This is a genomic window from Haladaptatus marinus (assembly GCF_051194195.1).
The window spans coordinates 264509-288801 of the sequence record NZ_JBLZNK010000007.1 but is presented as its reverse complement, the minus strand read 5'-3'; the positions used below and the strand labels follow the sequence as shown (position 1 = coordinate 288801).

Below are 24293 nucleotides of genomic sequence, written 5' to 3'. Positions count from 1 at the left end.
CGTAGGTACATAAGAGTTCTGCATAGCTACTCTAGAGGTTCTCCATTCTCATTGTATAACAGCTAAAAATTCAATCCATAACTTATGAACGGTAGCTAGTTTTGTTACAGCTCTCTGTCAGAAAGGATACTGTCTGATAGCAACGGTTAAGTATGATAACATACCACATGATACTGTCGTCGTATAGTCTTGTAAACAAGCCGGTTCAGGTTAGTTCACCTGTCATCCACGCCAGAGGCAGACGTCGTCCTATCGTCTGCTTTCAATGCGCTCACAATTTTATTAAATTCGATTTTCTAGTCACCAGGTTTCATTGCTACGATCCTGACTTGCATCTCATCGAGTTGTTCATCGACATTCTTTCCGTTCTCTTTCCCACTCTTCCACATAATGAATGTAAAAACTGCCATCGAGCTGTAACTCGATATCGACATACACACGTGAGATCTGCTCAGGATACGCAGTCTCATCAAAGATGACCTCGACGGTGGCAGGTTTGTTCGAGGGAAACGGGTTGACTTGCGAAACGAGACTTATCCTTCCAAGCTTTCGCGCAACTCTTCGCAGAATTTCCTTGTTCGGTGACTTCCCATCCATCTGATTAGGAGTGATTTTCTGAGCGTGTGCCTGCAGTGGAACTTGACTGGCCGGACTGAAGTCGCTGGAAGAACCGAACCATATCTGTGATCTTCACCGTCTCCGATTGTGCATTTGGTGTGCCGTGTCCGAGTGCCTCGACAAGCGTATCGACTTCTTCACACGCTGTGTTCCACTGTCGAAGATCGTCCATCGTCTCATCAAGCTTTTCGTAGCCGTGCTCTTGCGGGACAACCTCACCAGGCGTTTCGGCCTCATAGGTCTCCTGGAAGGACGAGATGGTATCACTGAGTTCCGATAGGCGATCGTTGAGTTCTTCGATAGTGTACTCTCGCTGCAGGCGATCGATATTCCGCCATTCGAGGTATGAGTCGTTCCGACCATACGTCACTGGATCATCGCCGATCTTTTTTGCGACGCCCATCTCTCCGAGAAACTCCAGATATTTCCGTGCGGTATCTGGTGCAACTCCTGCTCGGTCTGCGATCTCAGAGACCCGAAGTGGATCGTTCAACTGGAGGAGCACATCGTAAACCTTCTCGACAGTCGTTCGACTCTCGAGTTCGGTTTCCCACTCCGATGCGAAGTCTCGTGGATAGTCACCCATGATACTCACTACTCTATTAGTCTACTAGATCAAAAAGATTTGCTAGTTCACTACTCTAGTTGGTAGATTAGGTATTATTCTTGGTCTTCCTTTGCAAGGATCAGGCAGTGTAGCTGTAGTTGGTATATTATTCTAACCAAGTCCCGTTCGATGCTGTATTTATCGAGAGCCGAGCTTTCGGAAATCCGAATCGGAAACGGATAGGACGTGTCGGATTCCACTGCTACTGACTGGCATCTTGGATCGTGATTGCTGTAGCTGATTCGACTACAACTGCGTCAGCTCATGAGAACTTTGGCGCTCGACAATCCCCCTTCGAACGGCCCTAGAAGTGGTGTGAAATTCCCCACCGGCTCATCGACCAATACATTCGACACCATCTCGACGTCATCGAGATTTTGCGGATGAGTTGTGAGACATAGACTAGCCAAACAGTTAGAGATGTCTCGAGTTTTCAGCGGACTTCTACTACCAAAGTGAACCCATCTATTCTACCAATTGCAGAGGGTGTGTTCTCGTTTTGCTGTGGCGTCCAGTACGGCGGCCACTCGCACTGGTTGACGTCGATCGTCCCTGTATTGGAATATTCGGAAACGACCCTGGCTTACCTATCTGATACCCCGGTGAAATATCATCTGTGATGATGCACCAAACATCACCAGAACTTCCCACACTTGAGCCCGGCATTACACTGCTCGAAACCGATGAGCGCATGACTGGTTCGCTCCAGTCACTCGTGCTCGATCAACTACTTCTCGATCAGGGGTCAGCCATTTGGATCGATGCTCACGGGCACGGAACAACACACCCGCTGACGCGAATTACTCCCTCAATGCGAGTCCTTGACCGGATTCACATTGCTCGAGCATTTACTCCGTGGCAACACCAGAGTCTCGTGGGGGATCTTGCTGGTGAACTTACGGACGAAACCACAATTGCCGTCTTTCCCGCAGTTGACTGGTTTTACCGATCGGAGGATCTGCCGCGTGGCGACGATGAGCGTATGCTCTCGAGCGTGGCTGAGCGGATCGACGCGCTTGCTGAGCGGTTTGAGATTCCAGTGCTGCTGACGTTGCAGACGGACGATACCCTGACAACACCGGTTCACGAGATTGCTGATCAGACGATTCGATGTGAACAGACCCAGTTTGGACCACGGTTCGCAGGTGAGGAGTACGAGACGTTGGTTTACCCGTTGGAGAATGGGCTGGTGCAAACGACACTCGCGTATTGGAAGCGTATTCTCGCCAATCGGTATCCGGCGATCGTTGATGCAGACGTTTCTCCGGAGGTGAGCGTAAATGGGGCGTACTAACGCAACGTATCGTGATTTGCTCCGAGCAATGGAGTCGCGGGGCAGGAGTATCGGCGGGCACTCCGACATGCTGACCAGACTGTGTTCGATCGGCTCTTCGAGTATGCCCGCGCTCATGCCGACGCGAGTGGGGTTCAGAACCACCAGTTCATCGAGATTCCAGCGCTGATTTCGATGGTGATCGAACAGCAAAAGCAGATTGAGGATCTGGAGAATCGACTTGATCACTTAGAGGACGATTTGAACGATCGAGGATGAGGCGATGGTGTACAAAATCGACTACCTCGACGGCGACGTGCTCAGATGGTCGGTAACTGAGACAGGTGTGACTTGCGAAGTGAATTGATCATTGAGAGCGCCGGTTTTAATGATTTCTGTGGCACTACGGGACGATCTTATAAAATTGCAGGCGATTCATCCACACCCTCAAGGGCGTGGTATTCTCGCCTGCAATTTTATAATCAGTAACCCACATAATCACAGTAGGGTTATACCGGTCTAGCTCAAACCTCTACTTGGTACGGAGTTCTGATGGGTCCCAACCAATCGTCACTCCGTACCGAGCTGCCACATCTGTGGCAGTTTTTGAGGAGAGTTGCTCACGAGTCGCCTCGCCAACGACCAATAACAGACATTTCCCAACACACTCGGTGCTCCGACCCTGTTCGCTACCAAGTAGAATGGGATATGAACGCCGATGCAGTCACTCCGCTCAAAGGGCTTACAACGACATTCTCCGATCAAGCGGTAACGGTGCTGTTCGGACGGATTACACCCACCGAGTGGCACTGTTTCCTCCAATTTCCGTCCCAAGACTCAGTGGTTCACTTCTCTACCGAATCCAGCGTCTCACACTCCAGACTTGATCAACAGACGGATCTCGACTTGGAGAACCACCATCCCTAACGTCTGAAAGAAGGGCAACGTCGGACTCTCACATGCCTGTAACTCCGGTGATCAAACTCAGAGAGGGAAGCCAACCCCTTTCGATACTCTCATACAAGTCAACCATGTTTGCTAGCATATGGCAGAGATTGTGGTTCAGTTGGAGGAGCAGCCGGAACTCGAGGTCGATCATCTCGATATTGGTGTCGAACAAGAAGTGATTGCCTTCGACATTACAGGCACGATTCGAGACATCGACGACGATCTCCTCGCTGAGTTGACGGACAAAACATTACGACCAACCGAGATTCACTTCACTACGGACGAATAGCACGAAGATCGATTTCTACTCGTCGTCGTCACTCAGCGAGCGTTCACTGTCTGACTCTGCCTCGGTACGGTGCAAACTAATCTTGCCACTGCTGTCGATCCTGACGTGATACGCGTCGTACTCGAACATTACGCGACCATCAGTGTCACGCGGTGTCTCATCGGGCCGTGGCCCGAACAGTGCATCAAGGGCTTCTGGATCGATGAACTCCGTGAGAAGTGCCAGCTCGGCGGGATCGGCGTCATTGAGTGTTGCGACAGCTTTGATGAGTTCTTCGCTGACGTTGTCCGTGAGTGGATCAAACTCCGTCTCGTAGGCGTTATCGTCCGATTCATCACGGGTTTCGTCGTTGGGAGGTGTATGATTCGTCATGGTGCGAAAGAGAAGTTAAGACAGTGTGATGCGCCCCACACCCGTCATGTGAAACAGCCAGATGAGACCTGAGAGGTTCGCTTCCACCACAATTGGAAACGGACACACAGTGCGTTCTTGCTTCTTCGTTATTGAGGACTATGTGCCAGCCACATAAACCTCTGGCTACGAGTCTACCACTAAAAACGATGATTACTGCTAGTTTGTTGCCTGATTTCCGGCATTTGTCCATTTCCGGCACCAGATTACATCGAGATGAGATACTCCATCAGTCGGGAATTCCACTAACCGGAAGAATATCGTGATTCTCACTCAAAACGGTGAGCAGTGGCTCGATTTCATCGAATTGTGGCCCCTTCCTCACGCGCTGTGTTTCTCGATCCCAGTCAACGAACCCATGATCTGCTAACTTCGGGAGATGAATGTGCCACATTGCAATTGTCTGGGGTTGGTCTCCACCGTCTGTCTCCACCATGGCCGTGGAACCAGTGGGTGTGGTTTGTGGGCCAGTGTCGACTAACGCGAGGAGAACCCGCCGTCTGTGGTGATTCGAGAGTATTGAGAGTTGCTTGTCGAGTGTCATAGATCCTAGATTTGGTATCTCTTCACATACGGTTAAACAGCCCTTATTTTACGGATTCCCTCACGTTTGAGGAACTGAGTGAACTATTTGTAACCGATTCGGTGAGGGGGAGTTCACTCACTTACTCATACACTATTTACCCCACTAGGTCGATTCTCACATATGAACCGAACACTTGACAACGTGGATCGTGGCATCCTCTATCACCTCCAGAGAGATGCACGCAACACCACCACCCAAGAGATCGCCGAAACCGTGGGCGTTTCAGCGAGTACCGTGCGGAACCGAATCGAAGCCCTCGAAGACGATGGGATCATCAAGGGCTATCATCCAGAAATCGACTACGAGGCAGCAAATCTCCCGCTTCGTGTCCTGTTCGTCTGTACCGTGCCCGCAACGGAGCGCGCTACATATGTCCAGCAACTGCTCGAGATATAAGGTGTGGTGGATGTGCGTGAGATGCTGGTTGGGCGACGGAATCTCTACGTCGAAGTGGTTGGGACGAGTACAGAGGATATCACGCGCATCACGGACACACTCCATGAGGCAGGGGCCACGGTCGAGAGTTCCGAGATCATGCGCTCACGGCATACCCAGCCGTTCGACCATTTTCATTTCAGTGAAGCGGTTGCCGATGAGCAGCGTGAGAGCTAATTTCCATCCCTTTCGATTGCTCATTTCACAGTTTTAGAGACAATTAAGGCGTGATTCACACAGTAGCTCTGTTACAGAACGATAATTCGCGCCTCTCCGTGTGCATTCCACAATCTAACAATATAATTATAAATAATAGTTATATGTGTGGCCAATCGAAGGTCACATATGCACGAGGATAGACACGCGATTGGCGATCGTCGCACCACAAAGGGGCAGCTTACCCTCTTATACAAGCTGCTTGCTAATCACCGGCGTCGGGTTCTCCTCCAGTGTCTTCGCGACACAGAGGCTCCCATACCTATCTCTGTATTAGTGACGGAGCTGACACAGCGTGACGAGCACGTCTCGCCGAATGAAAGCATAAACACAGAGATTGCGGTACATCATATTCACCTCCCAAAACTCGCTGATGCAGGGGTAATTGAGTATGATCACTCCGCTCAGCAAGCCGCCTATACCGCCCCACCACAGGTCGATGCGCTGCTCGAGGAACTGTTGGTGACGGTTTCGACTGGCGAACAGGAATCCTCACTACCGGAATAATGCGGTTCGGTTACTCGTTTATCGGACCTCTTCACTTGTCGCCTTGCTGGTGAGTTTACTGTACTGTTTGAGCGAGGAGCAACGACCTCCATAATCGGTACCTCTCGGTGGGTTGTTGGCAGCGACATCCTATGGATTCTACTCAGAGACAGTGACTGTTTGATCAGAGTGAATGGTAATGTGGTAGCCAGCGTACTCAAAGCTTACTTTGGGCGAGCCGTGCTGATAGAGATCTTCGAGTGCATCAGGATCGATAGCTTCGTAAAGGGGAGTTGTGGGCTTTGTGCCGTTCGCTTCGGTCACTGCTGTTACCACGGCAGCGGTAACTGACGGTGTCGTTCGTATCGATGGCTCTGGCTGCGACGGTGATGAGTTGAGCATATACTCTGGCGATGGATGTCGTGCTAATAGTCTTTAGGGAGGCAAATGCTACCATGTAACACCCATCTTCGAACAGTCTAGATCGGCCATTTTCCAATTTTCCCGAGAACCGCCCCGTCAGAAATCAATGGCCATCCAAACTCGACATACTGAACGGTAGAATCCAGAATCTACGAAATGAACTGGAAACCCTCGTCACTCCGAATCTGGCTGGTTTCCACGAACAGCAGGCTCGGAGACAGTAATCCACCCATCACTGGTAACCTCAACGTGATACTGATTATACCGGAAAGAAACACTCCCCTCGCTATCGCGTGAATGACCGTTAACCTTTGGCCCGAAGAAACCGTCTTCGATGGCGGCGATATCCACACACTCGTATAATGGGGGGTCCTTGATCTCTGTCGGCGCAACGTTTGCGGCGTCCGCGATCGCGAACATGATTTCGGTGGTGAGATCACGGCGGCTCTCTCGGTCGTAGTGAGCCTGTGTTACAAAGGTCATGTCGAGATCGTCGGTTTCGTTTCCATCCTGTGCAAGTCTGGTACCATCATCGGTGTGGTTATTACTTGAGGTCATCTGTCGTCCTCCGTGTAAAAGTGTCCTATCGTCCTGTCGTACTCGAGGCAGTGATACCTCTTTGGGCAGCCATGGGTTCCCGAGAGTCCTCCCTGTCGAACTCGCTGCGAGCATGTGTTTCTTGCCGATTGTCGAGACTGCCACCGGCACCCTCCAACGCGGTCAACACTTGCACTGCATGTGGACCTGGCGTGATCGTCTCGGTCTCGTCATCGAACTCGATCACGTCCAAATCCACGAGTTTCGGAACATGGGAGTGATAGAGCGACGTGTACATCTCCTGGCGCGTGATCGTCGCAATGTTCGCCTCTGCAGTATCAGTCTCCCACGCAGCGAGCTTAGTCGCAAGGTCATCAAGCGACCATTCAGCCTGTTCGGCGAGAGTGTAGACGAGGTAGCGGCGTCGTGGATGGCCGATCGCCTCGAAGACGGGTTGTAATTCGAGGATGGACTCCGAGACATCGATGTCGAGATCGCGCTCGGCAGCGCTCTCCTCGGCGGACTGACTGGAATGGTTCTCCCACTCGTCGGGAGGTGGCTCGTCCCCCGCCATAGCTGATACTGAAGTGTGAATCGTATTATGATTTTGGCATAGAGTGTGATTTCCCGACCATATTGGGCAGATGAGCACCCACTCGCCGTCTCTTGCTATCCATGGGTACTGGCATGTTCCCAGCACGATCATTCGAAGTTACTCGATAATAACCAGCGGTGCTGTCCTTCACTCGAGATCAGGTGTGTGCACATCTGCTTAGTGCAAAATGTGGGTGTCTGAGCCGTATTATTGTGAGCAACTTCGATTGAATATTTGATGGATAAGCGATAGTGGAAACCCCAGTGTCCCCGACTCTGGCATCGAGAATGCTACTGTCGCCGCTCTCCACCGCCAGGGAGGAAACTAAGGTGAGACTAGCTTAGTCGTTGTTGATCGCGACTGTAACCATAGGGGCTAGTCCGCAGATTGGAGGAACATGATATTCACCCGGCCGACCGCATCAAAATCACGGAGTCGATACACCAATTCACGAATCCGTTCGGCTGATCCAGTGCAGAACACCGTTTCAAGACACCAATCACCCTGATGCATATGTTGCATTGTCCCGATGATATCCTCGAATTCGTGTTGAACCGTATGAAGTTCGCCAATGACAAGCGTATGTTCGTAATCGAACGCAATCACAGCAACAGCATCACCTTCGATGGCTTCTAGCTGTGTATGGCGCTCAATATATTCGTGGATCGCTTCACGAGCGGCACGCGAACGCGATTCCATGCCTTCCGCTTTCCACGTCTCGTCGAAGCTCTCCAGCACCTCTTGTGGAATATTGAGACTCGTTCGCATACTCGTTCTTGCACTGGCTTCCACTTATACGCCGTTATTACGAAATCCCCGATTGGACCATAACAACCCCTAACCATCAGGATTCCCTCTATCCAACTAAATGCTACACAGCGAGGCACTCAGTCTGCTGATTGGTGCCGTTATACTCGGGGCCGTCCATGGGATCGAACCTGGACATGGGTGGCCAGTTGCGGCCGCCTATGCGCTCGATCAGACGAACAAATGGTTCTACGGGTTTGCATCGAGTCTCATCCTCGGTGTCGGCCACCTCATCAGTAGCCTAGCAATGGTGGCCGTGTTCTTCTACGCAAAATCATATTTCAACCTTACACAGGTCAACCAGCCGATTACGATTTTCGGTGGTATTCAGATCGGTGGCCCAGTAAGCCTCGTTGCTGGCGTACTGCTCATCCTTCTAGGGATTCGAGAATATTTTGGCCATTCACATGGGCACTCCCACAGCGACAATCATTCACATGATGGCCATTCTCACGACGATGAGCACTCGCACGAAGGAGATCATACCCACGGACATGGACGCTCTCATGGAAATGGGCATTCGCACGAAGATAGGCATTCTCACGGAATGATGCTGCTCACCCCTGAAAACCGCCACTCCCACGATGAACATGCCCATCACTCCAACCATGGACAGGAGTCACACGAACACAGCGAGCATCCGGAGAACAATTCTGGAGTACTTGCTCGACTCAAAGGGGTGTTCACAGGTGGGGGCCATTCACACGACCACTCGCATGGCGAACTCGACGAGGCAGCTAACCGAGGACTCCTCGGCATCGCGTGGTTTGCCTTCATTCTCGGATTCGCTCATGAGGAGGAATTCGAGATTATCGCACTGTGTGCGGGGTCGAGCTACTGTCTTGAGCTGATGAGTGCGTATGCAATTACCGTGATTCTCGGCATTGTCGGCTTGACGATGTTGTTAGTGGCAGGATATACGCATTACGAGGATAGAGTCGAGCGGTACACGCCGTATCTCCCGCTGTTTTCGGCAGCCGTACTCATCATCATGGGTTTTGGATTTATTTCGGGGTTGTACTAAGACAGGTCCTGAGTACTCTGGCTCGACGAACTCGAAGTATCATCTGCTACCGGCACCTCCCACAGGAGGATCACTGCGGATCCAATCACGAGCACAACTCCGGCAATGGCCAACGCGAACAACGGCGACACGGCGTCGGAAATAACGCCACTTCCGAGTTGGAACGGTACAACGGCCAACCCACTGACCATCGCCATTGCACTGAGCACGGTCGCCCGACCAAGAGTACCAATGCGATCGTTGACGTACTGGCCAGCGAACGACCGCGTGACATCGGAGAGGCCGCGAGCAACCAAGAACGTCGGAAGGGCGAGGAGCGGGACGAAATACATCCCGACCAGTGCCGCTCCCACGATGAATGGGAGGACAAGGAACCACGTCTGTACACCCACATGCTCCTTGATCGCACCCGTGTAATAACTGAGCACCGCCCCGAAGAGGCTGTAGCCCGCATAGAACCATCCTAACAATGATTCGACTTGTGATTGGGACACACCAAGGTCCACGACGACCGTCTGGAAGATCGGCTGGAGGAACACGAAGATCAGGTACGTGACGGCGGCATACAGGACGTAATAGTAGAGGATGAATGCTCGGAGATTTCGTCGGGAGAGCGCATCCTTGACGATTCCAACCGTTCGGCGGATGCTCAACTCGTCAGGGTCAGTCTGCTTGTACGTCTCTGGTTCATCCATCGTGAGAAGTACAATCGCACCGAGTCCGGTTACGGCGGCCGCCACGAACCACGGATATGAGAGGTCGATACTCCCGAGATAGCCACCAATGATGGCAGCACCGGCACCAACTGCAAGCGCGACAGATTCACCTCGCCCGCGAACATGGGCAAATTCACCCTCGGAGAGATCGTCGGTAAGTGTATCGTACAGCCACGCATCTTCACTCCCCGACCGGAAATTGTATCCGGTTGACCAGCAGGCGTACAGAATTGCCAGTGTGAGAAATGACCCGGCAAGGCCGATTCCAAGGAGTGTTACTGCGATCAATGTGGTTCCAATGAGCAGGCTCATCCGACGGCCAACTCGATCGCCGATGTATCCTGTGGGAATCTCGCCAAACAGTGTCGTCAGATTGTAAATCGCTTCAAGAATCGCGATTTGCGTGAAGTCGAGGCCTTGTGCGAGAAAAAAGAGATACATGATCGGCCGATAGAACTCGACAGCCTTGGTTGATTTGTAGAGATAGTATTTTAGGACGCTTGTGCGCGCCGACCCAAGCCACTGGTCCTGTGAGAGAAGACCCATTGTATGGGCTTGGATAATAGAGATTAAATTACGTTTCGTTATTTCGATTCTGCGAAATCGTAATAATTCGGGTGGACGAGATCATGACAGTAACCAACGGCTGTACTCCGTTCAGCTACTGTCAACGGAGTTCTTCAAAAGTGTCTCTTAGTTCTGCTTAGTGCAACATGGAGTAGTGAGACCCAGGTATTTCGGAAAATAAGTTGACGTGGTTATTCTGCATCGTTCCTAAGAAACCCATGCCGCTCTACAAATAGTCGTCCACGTTGTTTTACAAACTCAGTTGGCCTCCCCACGCGAGAGGATCGGAATTCTTCGCGACCGCCGACACCACATCAATCGACCTTCGGACAGTTATTCGAACTCGCGTGGCAGACCACCTGAGCGGCGGAGCGACGGCGCTCGTCGTCACGCGGGCATCGAAGCGGTCGCTTCCATTCGGCGTGTCCACTCGGACGGTGGTCTGCGTCCACATCGCCGTGGGCTGGGTCGGCTGCTGCGTCGTCGCCTCGCTTGTCGTCGGTGCTGTAGTCGCTGTCTGCGTCGCCTGTGTTATCTGCCTGTCTTCTTCACAGAGATCTCACTAACGGATAGTTCATCAAATTACCATCCTACAGACTACCCCTTCTGAAGGAGAAATTGCTGATAATATGCGTAGTCAATAGATATATTGCGTACCAGCTCGTATTTCTGCGTATGGGCGATACAAACGAACGAGGACCACCCAAGACCGATTTTGCGACCGATTTCGCCGATCGGCTTGAAAATGCCCCCGCTGACGAGCGGGTATACAGAATCGCCCTCGAACTCACCGATCCAACCCCTGTCTCCGAGGTTGCTGACCGCGCAGACTGCTCTGCGAATGCGGCCCGACGCCACCTCAAACGACTCGCCGAGATCGGTCTCTTGACCCGTGTGACAGAGAACCCGGTGACGTACAGACGGAATGAAGCCTACTTCAAATGGCGACGGCTGAATCGCTTAGCAGAGTTGAGCGAACAGGAGTACAAATCCCGACTTGGTGATTTGCTCGCCGAGAATGAAGACTACAAGCAGATATATGATGTCGAGAACCCCGACGACATTGATCCCTTACAATATGCAGAGTATGGAGATCCTGAGCAAGTCTGGTTGGACATCACCAATTGGGAGGCAGTCAGACAGGAGATCCATGACCTTCGTCGTGTCAACCGCGACAGTGCAACCGATGAAAGGGTCGTCTGAGTGTGGCCAACGGGAAGAGAAAGCGGACCGCGAATCGCGCACTGTTACGGGAAATCGCATCGATTCTGGGATCAGAGGAGTGGATCGAGACGATTTCCATCTTTCCATCGAATCGGCCGGATTCGATCGTTATCTCGCTTCGTGACGAACATTACCCAGAGGAGTATGTGAGAGAAGCATATATCGAGGTTCAATCGTATGTCAACGGTGATTTCCATATTACATATGTCGAAGAACATTTCGGTGAGGAGTGGATGTGTCGTTGGGATCGCCACGAGAGTGAAGAATATTCTATGGACCATTTTCACTCACCACCAAACGCGGCTCATGACGATGGGGTGAACCGAGAGCATCCACCAGAGTTGCCATCCGTATTCTCACGTGTCGTTGTCCCTTGGGTCTATGATCGAATGGGCGACATTTGGACTGAATATGAATGAACGAGACTGCTGATTGACTTGGTGATGAGGTTCTTCTTTCACGACGAAACGATTTTTATAATCCAGTTAGAACTACTGTCTCGTGCCAGTTACACGGTCGAAATCGATTATGATGTATTCAATGGAAAGGGATGAGTATCTTGAAAGACGAAATCAGATCAATAATATGGTGATTGTATAAGGCGTTCGACCGGCTCGATACTGGCGGAAACAGTTTCGAGAACTCATCATCATCTGCCCCACCCACAATCTCGACTAGTCACTCTAATCAGTAGATACAGGAGATAGACTTACCACTTGAGTCAGTAAGGATCCTCTCGGTGGTGTTTCGATGAAAGTGGTGACTACCACCGATCAAACTGTGCGGATATGAAGCCCGAGATGTTTTATTGACAGCCGTTGCAGGTTTGGTATGGGAAACGACGACGAAGAATCCAAGACCGAAGCGGAATCGGCAGATGATGAGACGGAACGTGAAGGTGAGCAAGTGATGAGTCGGACAGACGGTGCGGGGATCCTCCGCGAAGTCGCCGATGGTGTGGAGAACGGGACAATCGACATCGAAGGAGACAACGGTTTCACGGTCGCGGTTCCAGAGCACTTCGAACTGGAAGTCGAGTATGAGGTTACCGACGACGAGGCTGAGTTCGAAGTCGAACTCGAATGGCGAATGGAAGACGGCGAACCGATATCGTCGGACGAATGACACGGTTGGTGGCCTCAGTAGCAGCCAATCGTCGGAAAATCGCATCCATTCATTCAGCGATATGAGTGGTTGCCAGACCGGATATATTTCCACCAGAGGGCACCAGAACCGGCCAATACAGAGTCTTTAGTCATCGTAACCATCCGCGGACTCAATTTCCCCCCCGTTCTAACTTGCCCAGTTCATGCAACTCCTCGAACCGCTGATGGACTGGCCACCGTTCCATTGCAACCGTATCTGCGACCCAGCGAGCGGTCACTGCCGGAAACTCGGACTCACGAATTACTCGAAGAATATCGTCATCACTTGTTTGCTCCGCAAATTGTCCCTGCTCGTCGCGCTCACTCTCGTTCTCTGTCAGAGTGGATCTATCACGGAATTCCGATATGCCGATGCCGAAAGTACAGATAGAGGCATGCAATTGGGACATTGAGCAGCGGAATGACCATCAGGTGATAGAGAATAGTTGGCTTCCACGCTGAATGATTCCGGACATACTGCCGGTCAGAATACACAGCCACCAGTGACAGAAGTGCAACTGCGGAACTCATGAGGATGATCCCCCCAGCAAGATACATCGTCAAATACCCAGAGACATTGAGTGGAACAAATCTGGCGATACCCATTGTGAAGATCGTCACCACGAGCCAGAGAGCGAATAGAACTGGGATTGCGAGTATCACCAGCCACCATCGTCCGGAGTGAAGATATCGCTCGAACGGCGTCCTTGAAGAGAGTTCTGTAGTAACCATAGATGGTGTATCGCTTCCTGCCGGTAAATCCATTTCTAGAGTAATAAGTAACTACTCGGGTTCGCCAGCTGACTCAGAACATCACTGAAAGAGCGATTGCACCGAGAAACACAATCCCAAGAGCCCCAAAGAGCTGCATGAGCCGCCGATACAGAGTCGGTTGTTCCAACGAATCACCAGTCGTTGCCCCAATCGCCCACACAAGACAGCCGAGACTGACTGCGGTAAATCCACCAACAGTCGCGATAGCGCCACCACTCTGCCAGTTAATCCCGCTCGTCCAAATTGCATACAGCGACCATACCGACCACAAGCCGACGAGAAAACCAAGTGGAGTTCGTGGCGATTGGTACTCAAAATTCATCATTGGATAGAAAATAGAGTACCGTAATAATATAATTTTTCACTAGATGACACCTTAGCAAGTCATGCGTATCTGCGACACTGCGATACTTCATCCGTCGCGAAATCCTGTTCCTCGGATGAACAGAAGATAAACACACCCAACGCCTAGAAACCCCGCGAGAATTGCGTCAAGAGCTGAACTCATCGTTACCCATGTAGCAATGAATGACGACAGAAAAATGCCAATCAGTAACCCATTTCGCTCCCTCTTTGTAAGGTTGCTTGTCATTATGAAATGGTCTATTGGCTGATCTAAAAAGGCTTGTCAGTTGGTGCTTCTCTATATCGAAGCAATGGTCACAATATACACTCTACATTCATTTAACCAGTGATAAACGGAGAAAAACCAATAAGTTCCTTCTACTATTATCACAAATATTCAGTATGAATTCAACGACTGATTTTCTATCGAATCTGGCTTAACTCTACTACTCCTTCATCGCAGTATACGTCGCGCGTATCTGTTTCAGACCATTCGTTAGTAGTGCTCTGGGAAATCGTCTCCGTGCTCCTCTCAGTGCGTCTTCGAGCGCTGCTGGTGCATTGGTAAGAATCCCAGCTCCGTGTCCAACGAGAATACGGTCGGGAACGAAGTCGCTCAGATCTTCAGGTGGCGAGAGCCGACCGAGCAAATACAACCCGATCCGCTCGTCACCAACAGTGTAGAAGGATACCGTCCCCAGTAGATCAGGGACGTAGAGCGTTCGATCCGAGTCGCGGTACATGATTGTGTCATATTCAAGCCGATGAATACGAAATCCAGAATCACCGAGCGTTTCTGAACATCGCTCAATCGGTGCCTCAACCTGCTCTGTGATACCATCCATCTCCTGTGGGACAAACACGGGGACATCGTATCGATCCGCAAGAATCCCTGCATCTCGTACGTGCAGTTTTGATAGAACAGCAACACCGACGACCTTTCGTCCTACCTCGCTAAGCAAGCCATCAAGGCCTGGTGTGTCGAGTGGATCGATAAGCCACACACCACCGTTGTCACCGACAATCGCATGGCTTGCTCGGCGCGAGTCTTCGTCTGGATGAGCAAGCCATCCTACACCCTCACCCCATCGGTCGATCACTTGGTAATCTATTGATTCAGTTCGATCGAAAATCGGCATAGTGGTGCTGAAATGGTCGGCTAGATATTAAAATGACCGCTACAGTGGAAACAACTTGGCTTCCGCGTCAAAGCCCCCGAAATGGTCGACGTTACCAACGAGAGCCACGACAACCCTGCTAACCACCAATACGTTGTGACGGTGGACGATGTGACCAACGAACTGATGGCCTGCACGTGTCCGCACCACGTCCACCGCAACGCCTTCTGCAAGCATATGGCCGCCGTCGAAAACGCAACCGAAGGGACGCTCGAAGCGTTCCCGTCCGAGGACGACGACGAGACCAACCCCGAAGACTGCGAATGTGACGGCCTCAACGGGTTCCCGTGCTGGCCGTGCGTGCAAACGGGACGGACGGAACTGCCGAACTAACCTCTTTTCAATTCGACACTATTTCTGCAATTCCGATTTGTGATAATCTCATAATTTGGCTTTATATTCCTTGAGACTACTCTTTTCCCTCTGTAGGTCGTTCTCACATCACATGAGCAAAGTCTATACGTATTGCAGAAATCATAAATGATATAAAATTTCCACATGCTATATAAATATAGGATATTTCGAGCAAGAATATACTCGTAGAGTCGGTGAAAATGAATTTCGGGTGTGGAAATGGTTATTGAATGAGTTTCGTGTGCGAGCGGCTTACTCAGATTAGGAGACGCACACGATAGGGTGTCTAATCGACGATACCGGCAGCGCTATTTCTCGACTGTGATGGATCCCGTCATACCAGCGGACTCGTGCGGAATGCAGTAATACTTGTAAGTGCCGGTGGTCTCAAAGGTGTGGACGTAGGCTTGGCCAGATTGGACTGCGCCCTTCCCGTTTTCCCAGGCTTTCTCAGCTTCTTTTTGGCTGTTCGAGCCCGCAGAGGACCAGTAGCTTGCGCCATCCGGTATCTTCTCCTCATATGCCGTAACCGTGTGGGCTTCACCACCAACGTGCTTGAACGCGACTTTATCGCCTTTCTTCACAGTGAGTGACTTCGAGTCAAACGAGACAGCCTGTATTTTCACAACGTGATCGGCATCTTCTGACACGCCCTTGACCACGTTCGGACCACCAGAGAGTGAGGATTCGCCGCTACTCTCGCCACCGCTACTCTTGCCGACGGGAGCTTTCTTCACTGCGCCGACGACAGCGAACTGTGCGCGGATACTCGCTTTTACATAGGCATTGAGTACACCGTTGACGTCGGAGCCGGACTTTGCAGCCTCTATGAGTGCCTCTAGTTTGTGCTCGAAGGACTCGTAGGCGTCATGGTTAGCCTCTTCGAGGAGTTCGTGAACGGTCGCGTTCTCGAAATCGGCAAATGCATCGCTCGCGAGTGCACCAGCGGCTTTCGAGAAGTCACCGCCCGCGTTCTGGACGGCCGCATAGACCGCTGCGACAGCTTTCGCATTGAATGCCTTGACAGCCGCATAGACGTCTCCATTCGAGTTAGCAGCCGTCCCGACTGCCTCTAGTTTACGCTCGAAGGACTCGTAAAGATCGTGGTTGGCGTGCTCCAATGTTTCGTGGAACCCCCCAGCACCCGCCTCGAAGAAGCCGAATGTCTCTTGGACGGTGGTGGCCGCACGGCTGTTCTTCCCCAAAGTGGCGAGTGCTGCCGCGTCAAACGCACGAGCAGCCATGAAGCCAGATTCGGCGGCGCTAACGGTGGCCTCGGAGCCGACCGTCGTCTCGAAGCCGAGTAGGGACTCTAGGGTAGCACTCCCATGATTAGAGACAGCGGAATTGTTCGTCGAAGAAAAGGCGGACTGGAGGTTTTCTAGATGTCCTTCGAACGTCTCGTAGGCCTTGTGGTCTGCGTGCTCGAAAGTTTCGTGGAATCCGGCTTCGTTCTGTTCGAAACGCGCGAAGAGATCCTTCACAATGCGTGCGGCAGTGTTATTCTGGCCAGATTTGTAGAGGGCCAGCGCGTCCTGAACGCGAGCGCGGAAAAAGGCTGATTCGAGGACGGCTGCCTGTGTTCCGGGTGCAAGCCTCTCAATACCGGTAACAAGTGCGTCATTGACCTGCATGACAGCCGAATCGATACCCTTGGTATTACCGTTCTTGATGGTCGTCTTGAGTGATTTGAGGCCGCCCTCGAATGATTCGTATGCCTCATGGTTGGTGTGTTCGAGGGCTTCGTGAGCCTTTGCACTCTCGAAGTGGGCGTATATGTCGGCGGCCATCGTGGCTGCCATGTCAGCTTCACCGCGGGCGGCGAGCCATTGCGCGTCGAACGCACGGTGGCGGTAGATATTGAGTGCCGCAGCGTGGGCAAAGTCCGTTGAAGGGCCACCGAGTCCCGCGAGAGTGGCTGTGTCGAAGCCACGGGCCTGCATCGTCGCAATCTCGCCAGCACCAGCCTCCTTTTTTGTGGTCATAGCATAGGAGCCCTTAATGGCTGCGTCAAGGGTGTCATTGACCGCGGATTTCACTGCCCTAGCGTCACCAGCTTTTGCGCCCTTCTCGATGCTCTCCAGTCCCTTCTCGAACGCTTTGTACTGCTCTTTCGAGGCAGATTCAAGATCTTTATGCGCATTAGCTTTCTCGAACGCTTTATAGGTCTTCGCGGCGACTTGGGCGGCTGCATCGAACTTCCCTGCGACCGCAAGCATGCGGGCATTCATCGCGCGAACGCCAAGCCGCTGGAGATCAAGTGCGTGCGTGATAGCGTCACCAACAAGTTTTTTCTGGGCCCCATAGAGGTGTCCAGTGCCCTGACGACGAGCCTCTTGAACTTCAGCGAGGTCTTCTTTGATCGCGTTTTCCTTCACGAGGCCGAGTTCCTCCTCGAAGCCCTCATAGTATTCATGGCTTGTCGATTCGAGTTTTTCGTGGGCCCCATATGGACCGCTCGCTTCTTCGAACTGTGTGAAGGTATTGGTCGCTACCTGCGCGGCAGCCTCGAACTCCCCTGCTGTGGCAAGTGCCGCTGCGTCGTCGAGTCTTGCACGGTAGACGTTCCACTGGGCTGCGACAGCCACATTCTCATCGAGTGAGGACGAAGACCCGTCAGTATTTTTCGCTCCAGTTCCGGTGCCTTTCTTCTTAGATTTGTCTGCCGTGTTGGTCTTTCCTTGGCTGCCACAGCCAGCGAGGGCGGTCGCGCCCACTGTCGCGCCGAGTGTCCGAAGTACGTTGCGTCGATTCGTATCCATATCGAATTAGGCTAACCTAAACAATTAAAGTGTTCCGATTTTTTGGCGGGCCTAAATCTCGCAGGTCCTGTCAATACCCAAGGATGTCAAAAACTCTCCATCCCCATTGATTCATTGTTTTTCATTGGGTATGACGACGTAGAAAGGGATCCAACCTGAGTCAGGAAAGTGTGGTAACGCGTTGGATGTACCAGCACCCGGCACCGGTCTTCCAATCTACGGAAAGACCATGAGTACAAAACAATCCGCAGCGCTTGAAGCTGCCGAGACGGCACAGAAACGCGTACAGGTCGAACAGTTCTCCTTTGACGTCGATGCCCCCGGACTCGTACAAGTCACCAACGAGAGCCACGAGAACCCCGCAGCCCACCAGTACGGGTCTCTATCAACGACATGACTGGCGAACTAATCTCGTGGATTCTCGAGTCGTTAGAATTTAACGTTATTGGATCGGATAGCTGCCGATTTTTGTCCGATAGCCATTTATTCAGTTAGAACCCATAATTATCACGGAGGTAATTCTATGTCAATGGGTACATTCGATGCAGAGGAGTACGAACGTCGCGAGAAGAAAATCAGCTCTGTTGTCGCTGAGTCTGACGATCGACGGACGAACTTCGAAGGTCACGTAGAGTACACTAGTGAGGACTCAATCGAAGACCTCCTCGCTCGACTGAAAGAAGTGAAGGCAGAGTAGCCCACCGGGTGATTGACCGCTATTTTAGCTTGCTGTGTCAACTCTAACCAATCGTGGAAGCTACACTATCTGGGCTACCAGTGGTTACTGGATCAGTATACAGATTCCGTGCGTGAATCCCATCTACCGAACCAAATATGATGGCTCGTGCGCGAGGACTGCGGCGGTCGGATTGCCCGGTATCGACGCTCGAAGACCGTCCGCAACCCCGAACAGTACAGCTGTAGCAAGTGCGGTGGGTTAATCCATGTCGAGGAGAGTGAGGGTCACTAACCAATTCTCATTTAAGTAGTTCTCGCGATAAGCAGTAGATACGAAGAAGCTTTTCACGAACCGCTGCTTTCTGTGTGAGTCAGCTCTGTCGCTCCTACTTCGCGTAAGAGCCTGCACTAGTTAGTAGTTCATACTAACTATCTGTAACACCATTTCCACTATAACGCACCCCGAGCGGAAGATCTATTACGAATTATGCATAATTCATAACTACGATGGCACAGTCTGCCGCTTCCACCGATTCGATACCAATTGCGCAACTCCAAACAGTGGTTGAACTACTGGAGAACACAACACTGGCGCGGATCTATACCTACGCACTCCGTTCTGATGGCGCTACTGTCGCGGACTTCGTCACCGAACTTGACGTTCCACAGGGGACCGCCTACGACTACGTCCGAACACTCGAAGCTGCAGGACTACTGACGAAACAAGAAGACAACCGCCCCTACGAATTTGAAGCCGAACCGCTCTCGATCACACTCACGGCAGACGGCGAGACGCGAACCATCACGGACGAACTTGTAGACGCCGCCGCACGCCGCACAGAAAACGAGGATATCAACGTCTACATTGACCGGCACGGTATCGATGGCCTCGCAACTGCCCTAGAGTATGCTCGTGAGTTCGTGGATGGGACCGTCAATCACCGAATCATGGCCCGTGAACAGGATCTCTCGCCACTCGAAGCCGAGATAATTTTGCAGGCCCTTGAACCAGTCATTCGTGCCCACTCCGACGACGAATGACAGCGTACATCGCAGACACGGGTGTCTTCGTCCGGTGTGGTGGTCCGGACAACAAGAAGTACCAACGGCTTCGCCGGGCTGTCCGACAAGCTGGTGTCTCGTTGCTCGTCCCTCGTCGCGTGTATGAGGAGCTCGGTGGCGATCCTGACGACGAAGCCTATCCATCGAGCAACAGCCGTTGGCAAGAGGGAGGTGTGAACGCAGGCGTTGATGGAACGTCAACAAAACTTCTGTGTCACTCCGATCTGTGAGTCCGTTCGCTGGGAATGGATAGGTGTGTCTGCTTGCCGGCGATTCGCAGCTCGGACAATGCACCGAGAGGAACCCTCTTTGATACTGGACATCCAGTTTGCCATCGCAGGTCGGGCATGAGGTATCAACGTTGAGCGTTTGGTCGGCATTCTCCATAGGCCGGTTCGCCAACACTGCCCGGTAGAGTGCCGTCGCAGCCGCTGTCGGAACGTAGCCATCATCAACGCGTCGGATGTAACTGTCGCGTAGTTCGTTGAGGTGATAGTTGAACTGGCCACTGTCCTCGGTGCCAACAGTGCGCATCAACTCAGCGTAGCCCCGTGGTTCTGTCCATTCACCTTCCCATTTTTCGAACAAGGCCAATAGAATGTCTAGACGGACTTCATGAGAAAGAACGGAGAAAGCTGCCCGAGGAGCAGCTAAGTCGTCGATCGTCATGGGGTTTAGATTCTTTGCGTGAGTCAATGAGTGTGTGGGATTGTGAACTGAGTTTCACAAAAAGAATATATCCTGCATTATCCATCCGGCACCATGGAAAAACATGCGATGGAGAATAGCGACGGTTCTGCTCCAGCTTCAAGATCCCTCCCACGACGCTTGCTCATTCGTCTGGCAAAGGTCAATATTTGGATTCTCATGGGTGTCTGGTTTGCGCTCGGTGGGCTCATCCACTATCTCGGAGGCCCGTGGTGGCTCGGATTCCTCTGTTTCCTCCTTGCTGGTATCCTTCCGATCGCCCTCCAGACCATCCCTACTGAAGAGAATGATGACGGAGTCGAGATTACCAACCGCGAGCGGGCTGTCTATGTGCTTTCCGTGCTTTTTTCGTCGGTCACACCGTGGGGTGTTCTCGCTCAGATCCTTCAGCTCGGTGGACAACTCATTGCCTATGCTCGATACCGAGACGGCAAACCGAGTCCAGAGATTCACATGCCCGAGACCACCCTCACTCTTCCCTTCGACGGTGAATGGACCGTCGTTAACGGCGGCATCACCAAAGACACCTCACACTCATGGGAGATTCTTTCCCAGCGCTATGCGTACGACTTCGTCGTCACCGACAAAGATGGTGAAACTCATACTGGCAATGGCGAGAAGTTAGACGATTACTACGCTTTCGGGAAACCAATACGTGCGCCTGCGGATGGTACTGTAGTCGCAGTGAGTGACCGGCGCCGTGACTTCCCCCGCCCACGAAGTGCCCAGATCGAGTGGCGCACGTGGGACATCGCGGGCAATCACGTTACTATCGAACACGAAGTTGGTGAATACTCATTCCTCGCGCACCTCAAAGCGGGCAGCACAACTGTTTCCGAGGGTGATTCCGTTACGGCTGGGGACATAATTGGTCAGTGCGGGAATTCTGGGCATTCGACCGAACCACACTTGCACTATTAGTTACAAGATACCAAAAATTTCTGGACGGCTGCTGGCCTGGTCCCACGCTTCTTTGGCGTTGATGTCGACCGCAACAATGAGAAAGCGGTCAGTTATGAGCCTTCCCATGACTCGAGAGAGGACGTTTGTTTGTTTGCCGGTGACATTGTAGGCGTCGCTGAGTAGCGTCTGCCCATAACTAATGAACACGTGGGGTTGTTCCCCTCCAGGGATGACTATTCTGAACCAGCCGAGTACGACAGTGACGGCCTCAACGGTTTCCCGTGCTGGCCGTGCGTAAGAACCGGACGGACAGAACTGCCGAACTAACCACCGTTTCAGCCCTTTTTATCCATGGCACAGCGATTGATGTTCCTGATGTCTGCTTCCCTTCTCGGGGTGAATCTGTATCCCGTGTTCGTACTAACAGCCGTAGAAGAAGGAGGAGCTTCGAGTATTCCGCTTAGAGCCATTCCCGTATCGGTGGTATAATCTCTAACGTTGCTAATCCCAGATAGAGGCCGAAAACAATGGCAGCAATCCCTGCTACGAGTCCAACAATTGAGGTTCCATACAAGGCAATTGTTACTCCAGTCCATACCAGAACCACAGCAACTCCAACTAAGAGGAGCGTCCCAACCATCCCTAAAAGTGCATCTCAACTGCTCTGCGAACCAGCTCATATAGCTCCTGTTCTTCAAGTTCATTGACTGCAGCAGTCTCTGATGAGTCCATGGTTTCAATGCTACAGTACGTTCGAAAAAATTTGCGACTCGGCAATTTCAAATCATAGGACTGCGGGAACTACCCTGCGTAGTAGCAAGTTCTCCACTCAAAATATAGGCTGTGATTGCGTTGGCCTCGGTGACTTCCCGTGCTGGCCGTGCGTGCGAACGGGACGGACGGAACTGCCGAACTAACCACCGCTTCAGCCCTTTTTATCCATGTCTCGCCAAGTGACGGTCTCGGAGATCAGCGACCAGCGAACGTTCGTGGAGTATGATCGATATCGCTCGGCAGTACTACCGCAAAAGCGATCACTTCTTGGGGTTGAGATTCGTGATGTCCATTATCTCGGTGAGATAATTGGTCTCGAAATCACGGTCGGCGACTATGAGTTCGTCCCCAGTGGATTTTGCAGTCGCGGCAATGAGCAGGTCGCGTGCAGCCATTCGTTGGCCATCGTTCATCAACGTATCTTGCATTCGTGCTGCCTCCAATGCGATTTGCTCGTTCAAGTCCAACGCTCGGACGCCACCGAACTGCTGACGCACTTCGACAACATCGGTCTTACCGTTACCAACTGTTCCATCTAAAACCTCGAACACACAAAGTGAAGAGGTGAGATATGGTTGACCGCGTTCTTCCACGGCCTCAGCTACATCGGGGACACCCTCCAGCATATCGATAATGACGGAACTATCAAGGAATGTCACCGGTCGAAGCTCTCCCGGGATCGTTTCACAGCCTCCCGCGCTCGTTCGGCGTCTTCCTTGTCCCAGGCACCGATATCGATGGGTTTCTCACTCTGTGCAAGGCGTTCAAGGAGCTCATCAAATGTTTCCTCGTCTCTTTTTAGACTCTTTAACATTCGTTTTGTCTCATCAGATACTCTGATCGACGTGCTCATGTGTATACGGACTGCATACAAACGTAATTAGTTTACGCTGGCTCCCTGCCTGATGGGTTAGCACAGAACTGTTTGCGTTGCTATCCGAGTTGATCTCCTCCCGCGACTTTAGGCGCGGGAATCCTACAATGGGATTTCAGGCCGAGCGGGGCCCTAAGCAAGCACAGGACCGCTGTCGAAACCGCGACGGACGACGGCACCCTGACAGCGTTCCCATCGGAAGACAACAAAGACGAGCGTATCAATGGTCCCTATACGGGCTACGACACGTACGGCACCGTCGATCACACGTACTAGCAGTGTGGTGGCTGTGGCGCGGAAGCCACCCGGAAGGGCGCACTCACCGACTGCTGCTAACTCACTCACTTCTTTCATTTATGGCACGCCAAACGACGCTTTCCGATGTCGCCACCCAGCGAACGCTCACCGAAAGCGCGAAACCTGCGACCGACGATACCTCCGAGACACCGACGGATCTGCTCGACCGAGCACAGCAGCACGCAACGAACGTCGCCGCCGAACACTTCCCCGAGCTGCCGATCAGAGCGATTGAGTGGGAGGTCTCACACCGAGCACAACGACAGGCAGGCGTTACGAAATACGACCCGACAACAGAGGCAATCACGATTGCGCTGACCTGGACGGCTTACGAACACCACGGGAGGGTGCAATTCAGTTCGACGGTGCGCCATGAACTCATCCACGCGTGGCAGTATCACGAGTTCGGCGACGCGGATCACGACGCAACGTTCACCCGCTGGATCGATGCTCTCGACACCTCGCGGCACTGCGAGCGGTTCAAATCGGCGAATTGGTATAACGCCATCCGCGCGAGGAGCGTCTTGAGGCCGCGGAGGTCGGGGGGAGAATGGTGCCCCGATCAGGTTTTCGAGCACGAGCTGGGCGAACGCGTTGAGATTCCGATTGAGCCGTTGGTGGATGAGTTAGTAAGTGACGAAACGGAGGAGTGATAGTCGTAATGAGGTATCGGCGTG

The 24293-nt window shown here is 52.2% G+C and carries 30 protein-coding genes and 3 pseudogenes; 19 read left to right on the top strand and 14 right to left on the bottom strand.

Annotated elements, in window-relative coordinates; all coding sequences use genetic code 11:
* Positions 1 to 601 precede the first annotated feature (601 nt).
* Complete coding sequence (locus ACN2TU_RS23510; RefSeq protein ID WP_435158893.1) at positions 602 to 1204, bottom strand: DUF7342 family protein; 603 nt, start codon at positions 1202 to 1204, stop codon at positions 602 to 604.
* A 640-nt stretch (positions 1205 to 1844) separates the two neighbouring features.
* Between ACN2TU_RS23510 and ACN2TU_RS23505 the strand changes: the two genes are divergently transcribed.
* The 4 genes and pseudogenes from ACN2TU_RS23505 (at position 1845) to ACN2TU_RS23490 (ending at position 3735) form a co-directional block, all read left to right on the top strand.
* Positions 1845 to 2519, top strand: coding sequence for a hypothetical protein (locus ACN2TU_RS23505; RefSeq protein ID WP_435158891.1), 675 nt, complete (start codon positions 1845 to 1847; stop codon positions 2517 to 2519).
* A pseudogene (locus ACN2TU_RS23500) lies at positions 2506 to 2777 on the top strand (DUF8156 family protein). The gene ACN2TU_RS23505 and the pseudogene ACN2TU_RS23500 overlap by 14 nt, the downstream one beginning before the upstream one ends.
* Positions 2778 to 3206: 429 nt before the next feature.
* Positions 3207 to 3425: a hypothetical protein gene (locus ACN2TU_RS23495; protein WP_435158889.1), complete on the top strand. Its 219-nt coding sequence runs from the start codon at positions 3207 to 3209 to the stop codon at positions 3423 to 3425.
* A gap of 118 nt (positions 3426 to 3543) precedes the next feature.
* Positions 3544 to 3735: a hypothetical protein gene (locus ACN2TU_RS23490; RefSeq protein WP_435158887.1), complete on the top strand. Its 192-nt coding sequence runs from the start codon at positions 3544 to 3546 to the stop codon at positions 3733 to 3735.
* Positions 3736 to 3750: 15 nt separating this feature from the next.
* Here ACN2TU_RS23490 and ACN2TU_RS23485 read toward each other — a convergent pair whose 3' ends face one another.
* Positions 3751 to 4107: a HalOD1 output domain-containing protein gene (locus ACN2TU_RS23485; RefSeq protein ID WP_435158885.1), complete on the bottom strand. Its 357-nt coding sequence runs from the start codon at positions 4105 to 4107 to the stop codon at positions 3751 to 3753.
* A gap of 268 nt (positions 4108 to 4375) precedes the next feature.
* Positions 4376 to 4690, bottom strand: coding sequence for a DUF7344 domain-containing protein (locus ACN2TU_RS23480; RefSeq protein ID WP_435158883.1), 315 nt, complete (start codon positions 4688 to 4690; stop codon positions 4376 to 4378).
* A 162-nt stretch (positions 4691 to 4852) separates the two neighbouring features.
* Between ACN2TU_RS23480 and ACN2TU_RS23475 the strand changes: the two genes are divergently transcribed.
* From ACN2TU_RS23475 to ACN2TU_RS23465, 3 genes are all read left to right on the top strand, one after another.
* Positions 4853 to 5128 carry an Lrp/AsnC family transcriptional regulator gene (locus ACN2TU_RS23475; RefSeq protein WP_435158881.1) on the top strand — a complete coding sequence of 92 codons (276 nt, stop codon included), beginning with the start codon at positions 4853 to 4855 and terminating at the stop codon, positions 5126 to 5128.
* Between the two features lie 3 nt (positions 5129 to 5131).
* Entirely contained in the window at positions 5132 to 5344 is a 213-nt protein-coding gene (locus ACN2TU_RS23470; protein ID WP_435158879.1) for a hypothetical protein, read from the top strand.
* Positions 5345 to 5512: 168 nt separating this feature from the next.
* Entirely contained in the window at positions 5513 to 5890 is a 378-nt protein-coding gene (locus ACN2TU_RS23465; protein ID WP_435158878.1) for a DUF7344 domain-containing protein, read from the top strand.
* A 138-nt stretch (positions 5891 to 6028) separates the two neighbouring features.
* On the opposite strand, the gene ACN2TU_RS23460 is transcribed toward ACN2TU_RS23465, so the two are convergent.
* From ACN2TU_RS23460 to ACN2TU_RS23445, 4 genes are all read right to left on the bottom strand, one after another.
* Positions 6029 to 6271 carry a HalOD1 output domain-containing protein gene (locus ACN2TU_RS23460; protein WP_435158877.1) on the bottom strand — a complete coding sequence of 81 codons (243 nt, stop codon included), beginning with the start codon at positions 6269 to 6271 and terminating at the stop codon, positions 6029 to 6031.
* A gap of 195 nt (positions 6272 to 6466) precedes the next feature.
* A complete protein-coding gene (locus tag ACN2TU_RS23455) occupies positions 6467 to 6850 on the bottom strand; it encodes a HalOD1 output domain-containing protein (protein WP_435158876.1) in 384 nt (127 codons plus the stop codon).
* 25 nt (positions 6851 to 6875) lie between these two features.
* Entirely contained in the window at positions 6876 to 7403 is a 528-nt protein-coding gene (locus tag ACN2TU_RS23450) for a DUF7344 domain-containing protein (RefSeq protein WP_435158875.1), read from the bottom strand.
* Between the two features lie 396 nt (positions 7404 to 7799).
* Entirely contained in the window at positions 7800 to 8192 is a 393-nt protein-coding gene (locus ACN2TU_RS23445) for a CopG family ribbon-helix-helix protein (protein WP_435158874.1), read from the bottom strand.
* Between the two features lie 100 nt (positions 8193 to 8292).
* On the opposite strand from ACN2TU_RS23445, the gene ACN2TU_RS23440 reads away from it, so the two are divergent.
* A complete protein-coding gene (locus tag ACN2TU_RS23440) occupies positions 8293 to 9255 on the top strand; it encodes a sulfite exporter TauE/SafE family protein (protein ID WP_435158873.1) in 963 nt (320 codons plus the stop codon).
* Here the strand turns inward: ACN2TU_RS23440 and ACN2TU_RS23435 are convergent.
* Entirely contained in the window at positions 9252 to 10517 is a 1266-nt protein-coding gene (locus ACN2TU_RS23435) for an MFS transporter (RefSeq protein ID WP_435158872.1), read from the bottom strand. The two genes, ACN2TU_RS23440 and ACN2TU_RS23435, sit on opposite strands and share 4 nt — an antisense overlap.
* Positions 10518 to 10885: 368 nt before the next feature.
* On the opposite strand from ACN2TU_RS23435, the gene ACN2TU_RS23430 reads away from it, so the two are divergent.
* The 4 genes from ACN2TU_RS23430 (at position 10886) to ACN2TU_RS23415 (ending at position 12887) form a co-directional block, all read left to right on the top strand.
* Positions 10886 to 11104 carry a hypothetical protein gene (locus ACN2TU_RS23430; RefSeq protein ID WP_435158871.1) on the top strand — a complete coding sequence of 73 codons (219 nt, stop codon included), beginning with the start codon at positions 10886 to 10888 and terminating at the stop codon, positions 11102 to 11104.
* A 109-nt stretch (positions 11105 to 11213) separates the two neighbouring features.
* The gene (locus tag ACN2TU_RS23425; protein WP_435158870.1) at positions 11214 to 11741 is read left to right on the top strand and encodes a winged helix-turn-helix domain-containing protein; all 528 of its coding nucleotides are present in this window, start codon (positions 11214 to 11216) and stop codon (positions 11739 to 11741) included.
* Between the two features lie 2 nt (positions 11742 to 11743).
* Positions 11744 to 12181 carry a toxin-antitoxin system TumE family protein gene (locus tag ACN2TU_RS23420; RefSeq protein ID WP_435158869.1) on the top strand — a complete coding sequence of 146 codons (438 nt, stop codon included), beginning with the start codon at positions 11744 to 11746 and terminating at the stop codon, positions 12179 to 12181.
* A 412-nt stretch (positions 12182 to 12593) separates the two neighbouring features.
* Positions 12594 to 12887, top strand: a complete 294-nt coding sequence (locus ACN2TU_RS23415; RefSeq protein ID WP_435158868.1) for an amphi-Trp domain-containing protein — start codon at positions 12594 to 12596, stop codon at positions 12885 to 12887.
* Between the two features lie 371 nt (positions 12888 to 13258).
* On the opposite strand, the gene ACN2TU_RS23410 is transcribed toward ACN2TU_RS23415, so the two are convergent.
* Positions 13259 to 13639 carry a hypothetical protein gene (locus ACN2TU_RS23410; protein WP_435158867.1) on the bottom strand — a complete coding sequence of 127 codons (381 nt, stop codon included), beginning with the start codon at positions 13637 to 13639 and terminating at the stop codon, positions 13259 to 13261.
* Positions 13640 to 14472: 833 nt separating this feature from the next.
* Positions 14473 to 15165, bottom strand: a complete 693-nt coding sequence (locus ACN2TU_RS23405; RefSeq protein ID WP_435158866.1) for a hypothetical protein — start codon at positions 15163 to 15165, stop codon at positions 14473 to 14475.
* 81 nt (positions 15166 to 15246) lie between these two features.
* Here ACN2TU_RS23405 and ACN2TU_RS23400 point away from each other — a divergent pair, with 81 nt between their 5' ends.
* Positions 15247 to 15537 carry an SWIM zinc finger family protein gene (locus tag ACN2TU_RS23400; protein ID WP_435158865.1) on the top strand — a complete coding sequence of 97 codons (291 nt, stop codon included), beginning with the start codon at positions 15247 to 15249 and terminating at the stop codon, positions 15535 to 15537.
* Positions 15538 to 15866: 329 nt separating this feature from the next.
* On the opposite strand, the gene ACN2TU_RS23395 is transcribed toward ACN2TU_RS23400, so the two are convergent.
* On the bottom strand, positions 15867 to 18320 hold the full coding sequence (locus tag ACN2TU_RS23395) for a DUF5059 domain-containing protein (protein ID WP_435158864.1): 2454 nt from the start codon (positions 18318 to 18320) through the stop codon (positions 15867 to 15869).
* A gap of 229 nt (positions 18321 to 18549) precedes the next feature.
* On the opposite strand from ACN2TU_RS23395, the gene ACN2TU_RS23390 reads away from it, so the two are divergent.
* The 4 genes and pseudogenes from ACN2TU_RS23390 to ACN2TU_RS23375 form a co-directional block, all read left to right on the top strand.
* Positions 18550 to 18717: a hypothetical protein gene (locus ACN2TU_RS23390; RefSeq protein WP_435158863.1), complete on the top strand. Its 168-nt coding sequence runs from the start codon at positions 18550 to 18552 to the stop codon at positions 18715 to 18717.
* Positions 18718 to 18843: 126 nt separating this feature from the next.
* Positions 18844 to 19017, top strand: coding sequence for a DUF5786 family protein (locus tag ACN2TU_RS23385; RefSeq protein ID WP_435158862.1), 174 nt, complete (start codon positions 18844 to 18846; stop codon positions 19015 to 19017).
* A gap of 488 nt (positions 19018 to 19505) precedes the next feature.
* A complete protein-coding gene (locus tag ACN2TU_RS23380; protein WP_435158861.1) occupies positions 19506 to 20039 on the top strand; it encodes a DUF7437 domain-containing protein in 534 nt (177 codons plus the stop codon).
* Positions 20036 to 20230, top strand: a pseudogene (locus ACN2TU_RS23375) (PIN domain-containing protein); the annotation flags it as partial. The gene ACN2TU_RS23380 and the pseudogene ACN2TU_RS23375, both read left to right, overlap by 4 nt.
* A gap of 31 nt (positions 20231 to 20261) precedes the next feature.
* Here ACN2TU_RS23375 and ACN2TU_RS23370 read toward each other — a convergent pair.
* A pseudogene (locus tag ACN2TU_RS23370) lies at positions 20262 to 20729 on the bottom strand (winged helix-turn-helix domain-containing protein); the annotation flags it as partial.
* Positions 20730 to 20927: 198 nt separating this feature from the next.
* On the opposite strand from ACN2TU_RS23370, the gene ACN2TU_RS23365 reads away from it, so the two are divergent.
* Positions 20928 to 21689, top strand: coding sequence for a M23 family metallopeptidase (locus ACN2TU_RS23365; protein ID WP_435158860.1), 762 nt, complete (start codon positions 20928 to 20930; stop codon positions 21687 to 21689).
* A 1016-nt stretch (positions 21690 to 22705) separates the two neighbouring features.
* Here ACN2TU_RS23365 and ACN2TU_RS23360 read toward each other — a convergent pair.
* Together ACN2TU_RS23360 and ACN2TU_RS23355 are read right to left on the bottom strand one after the other, a co-directional pair.
* A complete protein-coding gene (locus ACN2TU_RS23360; RefSeq protein ID WP_435158858.1) occupies positions 22706 to 23104 on the bottom strand; it encodes a PIN domain-containing protein in 399 nt (132 codons plus the stop codon).
* Positions 23101 to 23298: a DUF7557 family protein gene (locus ACN2TU_RS23355; RefSeq protein ID WP_435158857.1), complete on the bottom strand. Its 198-nt coding sequence runs from the start codon at positions 23296 to 23298 to the stop codon at positions 23101 to 23103. Before ACN2TU_RS23355 ends, ACN2TU_RS23360 begins: the two co-directional genes overlap by 4 nt.
* Before the next feature lie 377 nt (positions 23299 to 23675).
* Here ACN2TU_RS23355 and ACN2TU_RS23350 point away from each other — a divergent pair, with 377 nt between their 5' ends.
* Positions 23676 to 24269 (top strand): SprT-like domain-containing protein, encoded by a 594-nt coding sequence (locus ACN2TU_RS23350; RefSeq protein WP_435158855.1) that lies wholly within the window; start codon positions 23676 to 23678, stop codon positions 24267 to 24269.
* Positions 24270 to 24293: the final 24 nt, after the last annotated feature.